Annotated in this window: 9 protein-coding genes, 1 rRNA gene and 1 pseudogene; 9 read left to right on the top strand and 2 right to left on the bottom strand. The window is 71.8% G+C overall.

All coding sequences use genetic code 11. The features are described 5' to 3' along the window. Window positions 1-18: 18 nt before the first annotated feature. Window positions 19-504: a metallopeptidase family protein gene (locus tag AC230_RS00055; RefSeq protein WP_049713964.1), complete on the bottom strand. Its 486-nt coding sequence runs from the start codon at window positions 502-504 to the stop codon at window positions 19-21. Window positions 505-777: 273 nt separating this feature from the next. On the opposite strand from AC230_RS00055, the gene AC230_RS00050 reads away from it, so the two are divergent. From AC230_RS00050 to AC230_RS00025, 6 genes are all read left to right on the top strand, one after another. Beyond that, window positions 778-1,224 carry a DUF3499 domain-containing protein gene (locus AC230_RS00050; protein ID WP_078870836.1) on the top strand — a complete coding sequence of 149 codons (447 nt, stop codon included), beginning with the start codon at window positions 778-780 and terminating at the stop codon, window positions 1,222-1,224. Window positions 1,225-1,449: 225 nt separating this feature from the next. Then, the gene (locus AC230_RS00045) at window positions 1,450-2,808 is read left to right on the top strand and encodes a phosphomannomutase/phosphoglucomutase (protein ID WP_049713837.1); all 1,359 of its coding nucleotides are present in this window, start codon (window positions 1,450-1,452) and stop codon (window positions 2,806-2,808) included. Window positions 2,809-2,909: 101 nt separating this feature from the next. Further along, the gene (locus AC230_RS00040; RefSeq protein WP_049713836.1) at window positions 2,910-3,113 is read left to right on the top strand and encodes a Trm112 family protein; all 204 of its coding nucleotides are present in this window, start codon (window positions 2,910-2,912) and stop codon (window positions 3,111-3,113) included. A 41-nt stretch (window positions 3,114-3,154) separates the two neighbouring features. Beyond that, on the top strand, window positions 3,155-4,312 hold the full coding sequence (locus AC230_RS00035; RefSeq protein ID WP_049713835.1) for an SIS domain-containing protein: 1,158 nt from the start codon (window positions 3,155-3,157) through the stop codon (window positions 4,310-4,312). Between the two features lie 46 nt (window positions 4,313-4,358). Continuing rightward, window positions 4,359-5,558 carry a mannose-6-phosphate isomerase, class I gene (manA, locus tag AC230_RS00030; protein ID WP_049713834.1) on the top strand — a complete coding sequence of 400 codons (1,200 nt, stop codon included), beginning with the start codon at window positions 4,359-4,361 and terminating at the stop codon, window positions 5,556-5,558. A gap of 84 nt (window positions 5,559-5,642) precedes the next feature. Further along, window positions 5,643-6,614, top strand: coding sequence for a cation diffusion facilitator family transporter (locus tag AC230_RS00025; protein WP_049713833.1), 972 nt, complete (start codon window positions 5,643-5,645; stop codon window positions 6,612-6,614). A 25-nt stretch (window positions 6,615-6,639) separates the two neighbouring features. On the opposite strand, the gene AC230_RS00020 is transcribed toward AC230_RS00025, so the two are convergent. Next, window positions 6,640-8,631, bottom strand: a complete 1,992-nt coding sequence (locus AC230_RS00020; protein WP_049713832.1) for a fructose-specific PTS transporter subunit EIIC — start codon at window positions 8,629-8,631, stop codon at window positions 6,640-6,642. Between the two features lie 381 nt (window positions 8,632-9,012). On the opposite strand from AC230_RS00020, the gene ahcY reads away from it, so the two are divergent. The 3 genes and pseudogenes from ahcY to AC230_RS00005 all read left to right on the top strand — a co-directional run. Beyond that, on the top strand, window positions 9,013-10,470 hold the full coding sequence (gene ahcY, locus AC230_RS00015) for an adenosylhomocysteinase (RefSeq protein ID WP_049713831.1): 1,458 nt from the start codon (window positions 9,013-9,015) through the stop codon (window positions 10,468-10,470). A gap of 120 nt (window positions 10,471-10,590) precedes the next feature. After that, a pseudogene (locus AC230_RS00010) lies at window positions 10,591-11,202 on the top strand (hypothetical protein). A gap of 574 nt (window positions 11,203-11,776) precedes the next feature. Continuing rightward, a 16S ribosomal RNA gene (locus AC230_RS00005) occupies window positions 11,777-13,049 on the top strand; the annotation flags it as partial.

Below are 13,049 nucleotides of genomic sequence, written 5' to 3'. Positions count from 1 at the left end.
CGCCGCCGGGCCGCCGGCTCAGTCCTGGCCGTAGCGCGGATCGACGGACTCGGGGGCCAGGCCCAGCAGTTCGGCGACCTGCTCGACGACGACCTCGTGCACCAGCAGGGCCCGCTCGTCGCGGCTCTTGGTGCGGATCTCCACGGGGCGGCGGTAGACGACGATCCGGTCGGGCCGGTCGCCGTGGGCCGGGACGTACCGCCCGAGCGGCACCGACTCGCCGTCGAGGAACTCCCCGGGCGGCTCGCCGTCCTCGCCCGGGACGGGCACCTCGCGCACCGCGAAATCGACCGACGCCAGCTGCGGCCAGCGGCGCTCCAGCCGCTCCGCCGAGTCGTGGACCAGGTCGACGAACGCCTCCGCGCGACTCACCGACAGCGGCACCTGCGGCGGGGCGATCGGGCCGCGCATGCCGCGGCCGTGCCGGTCGCGATGGCGCGGGCGCGGACCCGCGGGGCTGGGTTCGCCGCCGGCGGCGGCCGGTGGCGGTACGGGGCTGTCCATCACCCCGAGGGTATCCGCCGCCCGGCCGTGCACGCGCCGTAGCCGCGCATCTCATCGGATGTCGCCCGATGAGCGTTACGCGCTTGCTTGCGATCGGATAAAGCCCCCCGCGAGACCGGTGCTCCCATGCCGAATGACACTATGGTGGCCAGGTGATGACTGAGTCCCAGCGGCGCCCTTCCCGTCCCGATCGCTCCCCGCGCAGGTCAGCCAGGCGGTTCGGGGCCGGTGTCCACGGGACGCTCCGGCACGACACGGAGGGGTGAGCCAGGAGTGAGTCGTCGCGGCCCGCTCAAGAGTGCGGTACCGTCCAACGTCGTGAGCCCTGTACGTCGCTGTTCGCGCACCGCGTGCGGCCGCCCGGCCGTGGCGACGCTGACGTACGTCTACGCCGATTCGACCGCGGTCCTCGGCCCGCTCGCCACCTACGCCGAGCCCCACTGCTACGACCTGTGCGCCGAGCACTCGGAGCGCCTGACCGCCCCCCGCGGCTGGGACGTCGTCCGCCTCGCCGTGGACACCGGCCCCGCCCGCCCCAGCAGTGACGACCTCGAAGCCCTGGCCAACGCCGTGCGCGAGGCGGCCCGTCCGCAGGAGCGCGCCGCGGGCCCGGGCGCCGGGCCGGCCGTCGGCCCCGTCGGGCCGAGCACCCGGGAGGTCAACCCCATGGAGGTCGCCCGCCGGGGCCACCTCAGGGTGCTGCGCTCGCCGGACTCCTGACGCCGCGTTCGCCGGTTCTGACTCCGCGTACGGTGGCTCCTGACCCGCGTACGGTGGTTCCTGATGCCGCGTACGGCGGAAACGTCCCCGATGTGACGTTCCGTCCACCGCCGTTCGCGCGCCGTCCACCACCGGTTCGGCACCGGGTCGGCCGTCCGGCGTCCGGATTGTCGGTCCCGCCAGGTAGGTTGGGGTCCCTGTTCCAGGACTCCAGGAGGGGTTGACGTGGCCGATCTGTCGCAGCTCGTGAAGGCCTACGACGTGCGTGGTGTGGTCCCCGACCAGTGGGACGAGCGGCTCGCCCGGCTCTTCGGCGCGGCCTTCGTCGAGGTGACGGGCGCCGGCGCCGTGGTGGTCGGCCACGACATGCGGCCGTCCTCGCCCGGCCTCTCGCGCGCCTTCGCCGAGGGCGCCGCCGATCGCGGCGCCGACGTCACCGAGATCGGCCTCTGCTCCACCGACCAGCTGTACTTCGCCAGCGGGCACCTGGGCCTGCCCGGCGCCATGTTCACCGCCAGCCACAACCCCGCCCAGTACAACGGCATCAAGATGTGCCGCGCCGGGGCCGCGCCCGTCGGCCAGGACACCGGCCTCGCCGAGATCCGCGCGCTCGTCGAGGGCTGGACGGAGAGCGGGGCCCCCGCGGCCGTCGCCCGGCCCGGCACGCTCGAGCGGCGCGACACCCTCGCCGACTACGCCGCCCACCTGCGCTCCCTGGTCGACCTCACCGGCATCCGCCGGCTGAAGGCCGTCGTCGACGCGGGCAACGGCATGGGCGGCCACACCGTCCCCACCGTCCTGGACGGCCTGCCGATCGACGTGGTCGCGCTCTACTTCGAGCTCGACGGCACCTTCCCCAACCACGAGGCCAACCCGCTCGACCCCAAGAACCTGGTCGACCTCCAGGCCAAGGTCCGCGAGACCGGCGCCGACATCGGCCTGGCCTTCGACGGCGACGCCGACCGCTGCTTCGTCATCGACGAGCGCGGCGAGCCCGTCTCCCCGTCCGCCATCACCGCCCTCGTCGCCGCCCGCGAGCTCGCCAAGCACCCCGGCGGTACCGTCATCCACAACCTCATCACCTCCCACTCGGTGCCCGAGGTCGTCCGCGAGCACGGCGGCGAGCCCGTCCGCACCCGCGTCGGGCACTCCTTCATCAAGCAGGAGATGGCCCGCACCGGCGCCATCTTCGGCGGCGAGCACTCCGCCCACTACTACTTCCGCGACTTCTGGAACGCCGACACCGGCATGCTCGCCGCGCTCCACGTCCTCGCCGCCCTCGGCGAGCAGGCCGGCCCGCTCTCCGAGCTCGTCCGCGCCTACGACCGCTACGCCGCCTCCGGCGAGATCAACAGCACCGTCGCCGACCAGCCCGGCCGGATGGCCGCCGTCAAGGCCGCCTATGCCGGCGGGGAGAACGTCACCGTCGACGAACTCGACGGCCTCACCGTCACCACCCCCGACTGGTGGTTCAACCTCCGCGCCTCCAACACCGAGCCCCTCCTGCGGCTGAACGTCGAGGCCCGCGACGCCGCCACCGTCGCCCGCGTCCGCGACGAGGTCCTGGCCGTCGTCCGCGCCTGACCCCGTCACCCCCCTGGGGCCACGCGGCGCGTGGCCCCACGGCCCGGCGGTACGCTGACCGCACCACGCACGAAGCCGTACACCTCCCGAAGGGACCCCCCATGCCGCTCGAAGCCGGCCTCCTGGAGATCCTCGCCTGCCCGGCCTGCCACGCCCCGCTCCGCGAGGCAGCGGCCACCGAGGCGGGCGGCGCCTCCGGCGGGACCGCCGAGCTGCTGTGCACGGGCGACGGCTGCGGCCTGGCCTACCCCGTCCGCGACGGCATCCCCGTCCTGCTGGTGGACGAGGCCCGGCGCCCCGCCTGACCCACCGCGCCCGCCCGACGGCGATCGGAGACTGATCAACGGTGTTCGACGAGTCACTGCTGGACGACCCCGACGCCCTGTCCCGCGCGGACGTCCGCGGCCTCCTGCGCGGAGCGGCCGAGTCCGGCGCCCGGGTGCGCACGGCCGCCCGCAACGCCGACGAGGCGGGCGTCGGCGCCCTGCGGCCCGACGGCCGCCCGCGCGCCGTCCTCGTCGCCGGCCCCGGCCCGGCCGCCGGCTCCACCGCCGAGCTGCTGGCCGCCCTGTGCGGCGGGAGCTGCCCGGTGACGACCGTCCGCCCGGCCGGCGTCGCCCCCGCCCCCGGCGCCCTGCGCTGGACGCTCCCCGGCTGGACCGGCCCCCTCGACCTGCTCCTCGTCGTCACCCCCGACGGCACCGAACCCGGCCTCGCCCTGCTGCTGGAGGCCGCCTACCGCCGCGGCTGCACGGTCGTCTGCGTCACCCCGGCCGGCTCGCCGCTGGCCGACGCCACCGCCCAAGCCCGCGGCCTGGCCATCCCGCTGACCAGCACCCCGTACGAGGCCGCGACGGCCGGCCCCGCCCCGGAGAACGGGGAGAACGTCCTGCCGGCCGGCCCCGGCACCCTCTGGTCGCTGCTCACCCCGCTCCTCGCGCTCGCCGACCGCATCGGCCTCTTCGACGCCCCGGCCGGCGCCCTGGAGGGCCTCGCCGACCGGCTCGACGAGATCGCCGAGCGCTGCGGCCCGGCCATCGCCACCTACGGCAACCCGGCCAAGACCCTGGCCGCCGAGCTCGCCGGCACCCTCCCGCTCATCTGGACCGAGGGCGACCTCGCCGCCGCGGCCGGCCGGCGCTTCGCCACCGTCCTGGCCGCGCTCGCCGGCCGCCCCGCGCTCGCCGCCGAGCTGCCCGAGGCGCTCACCGCCCACGGCACCCTGCTCTCCGGGGCGTTCGCCGCCGGGGCCGACCCGGAGGACTTCTTCCGCGACCGGGTCGAGGACCCCGAAGCGCTCCACGCCCGCGTCGTCCTCCTCCGCGAACGCGCCCCCGACGTCACCTCACCGGCCCCCGGCGCCCGTGAACTCGCCCTCCACCGCGGCGCACCCGTCAGCGAACTGGAGGGGGCCGAGGACGGCACAGCGCTGGAGACCGCCGCCGAGCTGCTGGCCGTCACCGACTTCGCCGCCGTCTACCTGGCCCTCGCCAACACCCCCTAGCGGGCGCGCGCGGCCCGACCCGTACGACCACGTCAGGAACCGCCTCATGGACCGCCTCGCCAACGCCGTGCGCCCCTACGCCTGGGGCTCCACCACCGCGATCCCCGAGCTCCTCGGCACGCCGGTGACCGGTGAGCCGCAGGCCGAGCTGTGGCTGGGCGCCCACCCCGGCGCCCCGTCCCGCGTCGACCGGGGGGACGGCCCCCGCCCCCTCTCCGACGTCATCGCCGCCGACCCGCACGGCGAGCTCGGCGCCGCGGCCGTCCGGGAGTTCGGCCCCGTCCTGCCGTTCCTGCTCAAGCTGCTCGCCGCGGCCGCCCCGCTCTCGCTCCAGGTGCACCCCGACCGGGCCGGGGCCGTCGCCGGGTTCGCCGCCGAGGAGGCCCTCGGTATCCCGCTCGACGCCCCGCACCGCAACTACAAGGACACCAACCACAAGCCCGAACTCCTCTGCGCCCTCACCCCCTTCGACGGCCTGTGCGGCTTCCGCGACCCGGCGGCGACGGCCGACCTGCTCGCGGCCCTCGACGTCGACCCGCTCAAGCCCTACGTCGACCTGCTGCGCGCCCACCCCGGGACGGACGCGCTACGCGAGGTCCTCACCGCCGTCCTCACCGCCGACCGCGCGGCCATGGCCGAGACCGCCGTCGCCGCGGGGGCCGCCGCCGAGCGGCTCGCCGGGCGCGAGGGGCCGCACCGGGACGACTACGCCGCCTACGCCTTCGTCGCCCGGCACTACCCCGGCGACCCGGGCGTCGTCGCCGCCATGCTCCTCAACCACGTGCGGCTCCAGCCCGGTGAGGCGCTCTACCTGGGCGCCGGGGTGCCGCACGCCTACCTCGACGGCCTCGGCGTCGAGATCATGGCCAACTCCGACAACGTGCTGCGCTGCGGCCTCACGCCCAAGCACATCGACGTCCCCGAACTGCTGCGCGTCGTCCGCTTCGAGCCGAGCGTCCCCGGTGTGCTGCGGCCCGAGGCCGGGGCGGACGGGGAGGAGGTGTACGCGGCGCCCGTGCGCGAGTTCCGCCTCTCCCGGTATGTGCGGCCCGTCGGCGCGCCGGCGCGACCGCTGGACGCGCGCGCCCCCCAGATCCTGCTGTGCACCGCGGGCACCGCCCTCCTCCGGGGCGACGACGGCTCCGAACTGCCGCTCGCCCCCGGGGAGTCGGTCTTCGTCCGGGCCGGGGAGCACGCCGTGCTCGACGGCGCGTGCACCGTCTTCCGCGCCACCGTGGCCGTCTGACCGCGGCGCGCCCGTCCCAGCCGCGCCTGCTGCGACAATGGCCCGCCGAAGCGGCAAAGGAACAGCAAAGGACAACGACTGCGTATGAGTGCTCAAGGCGGGACCAAGGCCATCGTCGCCGCGCTGGGGGCCAATCTGGCCATCGCGGCGGCGAAGTTCGTCGCCTTCGTGTTCAGCGGGTCGTCCTCGATGCTCGCCGAGGGCGTGCACTCGGTCGCCGACTCCGGCAACCAGGCGCTGCTGCTGCTCGGCGGGAAGAAGGCCCGCCGGGCGGCCAGCGAGGAACACCCCTTCGGCTACGGGCGCGAGCGCTACGTCTACGGCTTCCTGGTCTCCATCGTCCTGTTCACCATCGGCGGCGTCTTCGCGCTCTACGAGGGCTACGAGAAGATCCGCGAACCGCACGCGCTGGACAACTGGTACTGGCCCGTCGGCGTGCTCGTCTTCGCCGTCGTCGCGGAGGGCTTCTCCTTCCGGACGGCGGTCAAGGAGTCGAACGAACTGCGGGGCCGGCAGTCCTGGGGCCAGTTCATCCGCACGGCCAAGGCGCCCGAACTCCCCGTGGTCCTGCTGGAGGACTTCGGCGCGCTGGTCGGCCTCGTGCTCGCGCTGCTCGGCGTCACACTCACCATCGCGACGGGGAACGGCGTGTGGGACGGCATCGGCACGCTGTGCATCGGCGCGCTGCTGGTCCTGATCGCGCTGGTCCTGGCCGCCGAGACGAAGTCCCTGCTCCTGGGCGAGGCGGCCGGGCCCGAACAGGTCGCCCGCATCCGGGCCGCGGCCGTCGACGGCGAGACCGTGACCGGCGTCATCCACATGCGCACGCTGCACCTCGGGCCGGAGGAGCTGCTGGTCGCGGCGAAGGTCGCGGTGCGGCACGACGACACGGCGGCGCAGGTGGCCCGCGCCATCGACGCGGCCGAAGCCCGCATCCGCGACGCCGTCCCCATCGCCCGCGTCATCTACCTGGAGCCCGACATCTACGACGCGGCAGCCGCCGCGGCGGGCCCCGACCCGGCGGCCACGCCGGGCGGCCCGGGGGCCGCGGGCTGATCCGGCCCGTCCTGCAGACCCCCCGTCACCGAATCTCCGACAACACCCCCACAATCGCCCGCACCCCCTCCGCCGTCATCAACCGCCCCCGGAACCCCGGATCCATCAGCCTCCGGGCCAGCGCGGCCAGGATCCGCAAGTGCTCGTCCGCCGCGGCCCCCCGCGGTACCGCCACGAGAAAGAGCAGCCGCGCCGCCGTACCGTCCGGCGAGCCCCAGTCCACGCCCTCCTCCAACCGCGCGAAGGCGACGACCGGCGCCACCACCGCGTCGGAGCGGGCATGGGGGATCGCCACGCCCTCCCCGAACCCGGTCGTGCCCCGCTCCTCCCGCCGCAGCACATCGGCGACGAGGAGGCCGACGTCCGTGACGCCGCCGTCCGCCGCCATCAGCTCGGCCAGCTCCCGGACCGCCTCCTCCTTGTCCCGCGCGGCCAGCCACGGCCGCACCGTCCGCTCGCTGAGCCGGCCGGACAGTACGGCGGCAGCGGCGGGAGCGGCCGACGCCGGCGGTACGACGACCGCCGGGGCGGGCGCCTCCGGGCCGACCACCCGGAGGCGCCCGCCCCCGCCGAGGGACATCAGGGTCACCGTCGCCACCCCCGTCACCACCGTCCCCACCGCGACCGCGACCAGGAACATCGGCACGCCCCCCACCACGCCCAGCGCCACCACCACCGGCCCTCCGTGCGGCACCCCGTCCGTGACCGCCCCGAGTCCGGCGATCGCGCCCGCCACCCCGCCGCCGAGCATGTTCGCCGGGATCACCCGGACCGGCCGGGCCGCAGCGAACGGAATGGCTCCCTCCGTAAGGCCGAACAGGCCCATGAACAACGCCGCCAGCCCGGCCTCCCGCTCCTGCGCGCGGAACAGCCCGCGCCGCAGCAGCGTCGCCAGCCCCTGACCCAGCGGCGGCACCGGGATCGCCACCGCGCACATCCCCATGACCTCGGGGTTCCGCGGGATGAGCCCGGCCGCGAAGAGGAAGGCCGTCTTGTTCACGGGCCCGCCCATGTCGAACGTGATCATCAGCCCCAGGAGCACCCCGAGCACCGCCACACTCGCCCCGGTCAGCCCGCCCAGCCAGTCGGTGAGGTGCTCGAAGACCCAGGAGACCGGCCGGCCCAGGACGTACACGAAGAACAGCCCCAGGGCGGAGGTCGCCACCACCGGGATGACGATGATCGGCACGATCGGCCGGACGAACGCCGGCACGGTGACCCGCCGGAGCCCCAGCACCAGCCAGCCGGCCAGGAAGCCGGTGACGATGGCGCCGATGAACCCCGCGCCCGACCGTGAGTCGTACAGCCCGCCGTGGTCGGCGAGCCAGCCGCCCGCCATCCCGGGCACGAGCGCCGTCCGGTCGGCGACGGCATAGGCGATGTAGCCGGAGAGCACCGGCAGCATCAGCGTGAACCCGATGGCCCCGATGTCGTGCAGATGCCTCCAGAACGACCCCTCGGCCGGCAACAGGCCGCTCGGACCGGGGTGCCCGCCCAGCGCCAGCGACACCGCGATCAGCAGTCCGCCGACGACGACGAACGGGATCATGTGCGACACGCCCGTCATCAGCGCCCGGTAGACCACCGCGCCCGCACGCCTGCCGCCTCCGGGCCGGCCCGCCCGGTGAACGGGGGCCGTGCGCACGCCCTCGATCAGCCGCTCGGGATGCTCGATGCCCTCGGTCACACCGGTGACCAGCACCCGCTTGCCGTCGAACCGGCCGAGATCGACGTCCTTGTCGGCCGCCACGACGACCCCGTCGGCCTCCTCGATGTCGCGCGGGGTGAGGACGTTCTCGGCCCCCACCGCCCCCTGCGTCTCGACCTTGATCTCATGCCCCAGCGCGTGGGCGGCCTGGGCCAGCCGCTCCGCCGCCATATAGGTATGGGCGATGCCCGTGGGGCAGGCGGTGATGGCGAGCAGATTGAGCCGTTGCCCCCCGGCCCGGGCGCCGTCCCCGGCCGCTCCGCCTCCCCGGGCCCCCGCGTCGTCGGCGGAACCGGCCGGACTGGTCACACGCTTTCTCCTCTCCGGATCCTTCCGATACGTACGCGAGTGATCACATTGTGTTACGCGCCGGGGCCGAGCGATGCCGGGACGTGCTCCGATCGGCGCGGCAGGCGCAGTCCGGAACCGATCGCTCCGCGGATCGGGACCCCAAAGGGGCTGGGGTTCGGCGCACCGCCCGGTGTAGATTCGGACGCGGTGCCAGACGTCGCTGCTGATGGCGGTCGGGCGGTTCGCACGACGGACCGGCCGAGGGAGAGAGGGCCTCCGACGGACTGCGCTGCGGCCAGGTGTGACGCGCGGGAGCCTCAGGGCAACCGTCGCGCATGCGACCTGTCCGTCGCACGGCCGTACCCATCCCTCGCTCGCCCTTCAGGAGGAGCAGCCCGTATGACCACCACCTCCACCGGCCAGGACTTCAAGGTCGCGGACCTTTCCCTGGCGGCTTTCGGCCGTAAGGAGATCACCCTCGCCGAGCACGAGATGCCCGGTCTGATGGCGATCCGCAAGGAGTACGCGGAGGCGCAGCCGCTGGCGGGCGCCCGCATCACCGGCTCGCTGCACATGACGGTGCAGACGGCGGTGCTGATCGAGACGCTGGTGGCGCTGGGCGCGAAGGTGCGCTGGGCCTCCTGCAACATCTTCTCCACCCAGGACCACGCCGCCGCCGCCATCGCGGTCGGCCCCGACGGCACCCCCGAGAACCCCCAGGGCGTGCCCGTCTTCGCCTGGAAGGGCGAGACGCTGGAGGAGTACTGGTGGTGCACGGAGCAGGCGCTGACCTGGGCCGACTCCCCGACCGGCGGCCCGAACATGATCCTGGACGACGGCGGTGACGCCACCCTCCTGGTGCACAAGGGCGTCGAGTTCGAGAAGGCCGGCGCCGTGCCGGACCCGTCCACGGCGGACAGCGAGGAGTACGCGCAGATCCTCACGCTGCTGAACCGCACGCTGGCCGAGAACCCGCAGAAGTGGACCCAGCTCGCGTCGGAGATCCGCGGTGTCACCGAGGAGACCACGACCGGCGTCCACCGCCTCTACGAGATGCAGGCCAACGGCACCCTGCTCTTCCCGGCGATCAACGTCAACGACGCGGTGACGAAGTCGAAGTTCGACAACAAGTACGGTTGCCGTCACTCGCTCGTCGACGGCATCAACCGCGCCACCGATGTCCTGATCGGCGGCAAGGTCGCGGTCGTCTGCGGCTACGGCGACGTCGGCAAGGGCTGTGCCGAGTCGCTCCGCGGGCAGGGCGCCCGGGTGATCGTCACCGAGATCGACCCCATCTGCGCCCTCCAGGCCGCGATGGACGGCTACCAGGTCACCACCCTGGACGAGGTCGTCGAGACCGCCGACATCTTCATCACCACGACCGGCAACAAGGACATCATCATGGCCTCCGACATGGCCAGGATGAAGCACCAGGCCATCGTCGGGAACATCGGCCACTTCGACAACGAGATCGACATGGCCGGTCTCGCGAAGATCCCCGGCATCGTCAAGGAAGAGGTCAAGCCGCAGGTCCACACCTGGACCTTCCCCGACGGCAAGGTCCTCATCGTGCTCTCCGAGGGCCGCCTGCTGAACCTCGGCAACGCCACCGGCCACCCGTCCTTCGTGATGTCGAACTCCTTCGCCGACCAGACGCTGGCGCAGATCGAGCTCTTCACCAAGCCGGAGTCCTACCCGACCGACGTCTACGTGCTCCCCAAGCACCTCGACGAAAAGGTCGCCCGCCTCCACCTCGACGCGCTCGGCGTCAAGCTCACGACGCTCCGCCCGGAGCAGGCGGCGTACATCGGCGTCAAGGTCGAGGGCCCGTACAAGCCCGACCACTACCGTTACTGACGATCGCATCCGTGCCGGCAGGACCGGCACGAGCAACGTCAGCAGCCGGTGAAGCCACCGGCCGGCCAGGCCCCCGCCCTCGCGGCGGGGGCCTGGCCCGTTCGCGTCAAGGAACCCACCATGCCCCGCGGCCGCTACTCGCTCCACGATCCGCACGACCACACCCCCTCGGTGACGAGCACTTCCAGTGCGCCGCCGGCCCCTCCGGCTGGCGCTACGTCTCCACGACCACCACTCCGTCCGGCGAGCCCGCCGGCTCCGCCGATCTCTCGATCGACGCCCTGGGCCGCCCCGTCCGTCTCCAGCTCCGGTCCGCCGACTGGCAGGTGCGGGCGGCCCTGCTGGACGGCGTGACCTGGGTCCGCACGGACCCGTCGGGCGAACACGCCACTGAGGGCAACGTCCGCGCGCACGGTTTCACCGGCGCTTCCCCCGCCTTCTACGTGGCCCTCGCCCGTCTGCTGCGCCTGACCCCCGGTGGCCCCTCGACCCGCATCCGCCTGGTGGCCTTCACCGCCCCGTCCTCGCCCCCTCACCGTCGACCAGTCGTGGTCCTTGGTCGGAAGGACACCACACCCCACTGACAACGGGGTCATCGAAGTGGACGAGTACCAGGTCAGCGCCCTGGACACGGGGGAGCGGCACACCGTCCACCTCGCCGGCGACGTCGTCCTCTCGGCCCCGGGCGTCGAGCTCGAGGACCTCGAGAGCCCGCCGACGGTCTTCGACTGAGGGGGCGTGTGCGGGGGATGTCGGAGCCTGGTAAGGTTTCATCTGCCCCAAGAGGACCGTTGACACGGCCCCCGAGGGAGGTAGATTCAAACGGTTGAGGCGGTTGGACTAGATCGCTCTCAACGGTTAGCATCTACAACGCTTCGCGCAGTGACCGCTCGGTCGCTCCACATGAAGCACCTTGACTCCTTATCGGAAGCGAAAAGCCGGTGCGAATCGGCTCGCCTCGAATCTGATAAAGTCGAAATCGCCGGACAGCGAAAGCGAGAAGGCAAACCCCGATCCAGCAGGGGGCCGGAAACTAGAAATCGGATCTGGTAAGGTTGGAAACAACGAAGGGAAGCGCCCGGAGCGCCTGGTGAAACAGGAGCGAAGGAAGCGTCCGTTCCTTGAGAACTCAACAGCGTGCCAAAAGTCAACGCCAGACTATAAAACAACCCCGTTCCGGCCGGTTTGACCGGTTGGGATGAGGTTCCTTTGAAAAACACAGCGAGGACGCTGTGAACGGCCGGGCTTATTCCGCCTGGCTGTTCCGCTCAACGCGAGTGTTGAACCGGTATGAGTCCGGTAAGCATTCACGGAGAGTTTGATCCTGGCTCAGGACGAACGCTGGCGGCGTGCTTAACACATGCAAGTCGAACGATGAAGCCGCTTCGGTGGTGGATTAGTGGCGAACGGGTGAGTAACACGTGGGCAATCTGCCCTGCACTCTGGGACAAGCCCTGGAAACGGGGTCTAATACCGGATATGACCTGCCGAGGCATCTCGGTGGGTGGAAAGCTCCGGCGGTGCAGGATGAGCCCGCGGCCTATCAGCTTGTTGGTGGGGTGATGGCCTACCAAGGCGACGACGGGTAGCCGGCCTGAGAGGGCGACCGGCCACACTGGGACTGAGACACGGCCCAGACTCCTACGGGAGGCAGCAGTGGGGAATATTGCACAATGGGCGCAAGCCTGATGCAGCGACGCCGCGTGAGGGATGACGGCCTTCGGGTTGTAAACCTCTTTCAGCAGGGAAGAAGCGCAAGTGACGGTACCTGCAGAAGAAGCGCCGGCTAACTACGTGCCAGCAGCCGCGGTAATACGTAGGCGCAAGCGTTGTCCGGAATTATTGGGCGTAAAGAGCTCGTAGGCGGCTTGTCGCGTCGGATGTGAAAGCCCGGGGCTTAACTCCGGGTCTGCATTCGATACGGGCAGGCTAGAGTTCGGTAGGGGAGATCGGAATTCCTGGTGTAGCGGTGAAATGCGCAGATATCAGGAGGAACATCGGTGGCGAAGGCGGATCTCTGGGCCGATACTGACGCTGAGGAGCGAAAGCGTGGGGAGCGAACAGGATTAGATACCCTGGTAGTCCACGCCGTAAACGTTGGGCACTAGGTGTGGGCGACATTCCACGTCGTCCGTGCCGCAGCTAACGCATTAAGTGCCCCGCCTGGGGAGTACGGCCGCAAGGCTAAAACTCAAAGGAATTGACGGGGGCCCGCACAAGCAGCGGAGCATGTGGCTTAATTCGACGCAACGCGAAGAACCTTACCAAGGCTTGACATACATCGGAAACGGCCAGAGATGGTCGCCCCCTTGTGGTCGGTGTACAGGTGGTGCATGGCTGTCGTCAGCTCGTGTCGTGAGATGTTGGGTTAAGTCCCGCAACGAGCGCAACCCTTGTTCTGTGTTGCCAGCATGCCTTTCGGGGTGATGGGGACTCACAGGAGACTGCGGGGTCAACTCGGAGGAAGGTGGGGACGACGTCAAGTCATCATGCCCCTTATGTCTTGGGCTGCACACGTGCTACAATGGCCGGTACAATGAGCTGCGATGCCGTGAGGTGGAGCGAGCGAATCTCAAAAA

This window comes from Streptomyces caatingaensis (genome assembly GCF_001187435.1).
Classification (GTDB): Bacteria; Actinomycetota; Actinomycetes; order Streptomycetales; family Streptomycetaceae; genus Streptomyces; species Streptomyces caatingaensis.
This window is presented reverse-complemented; position numbering and strand designations above follow the sequence as displayed.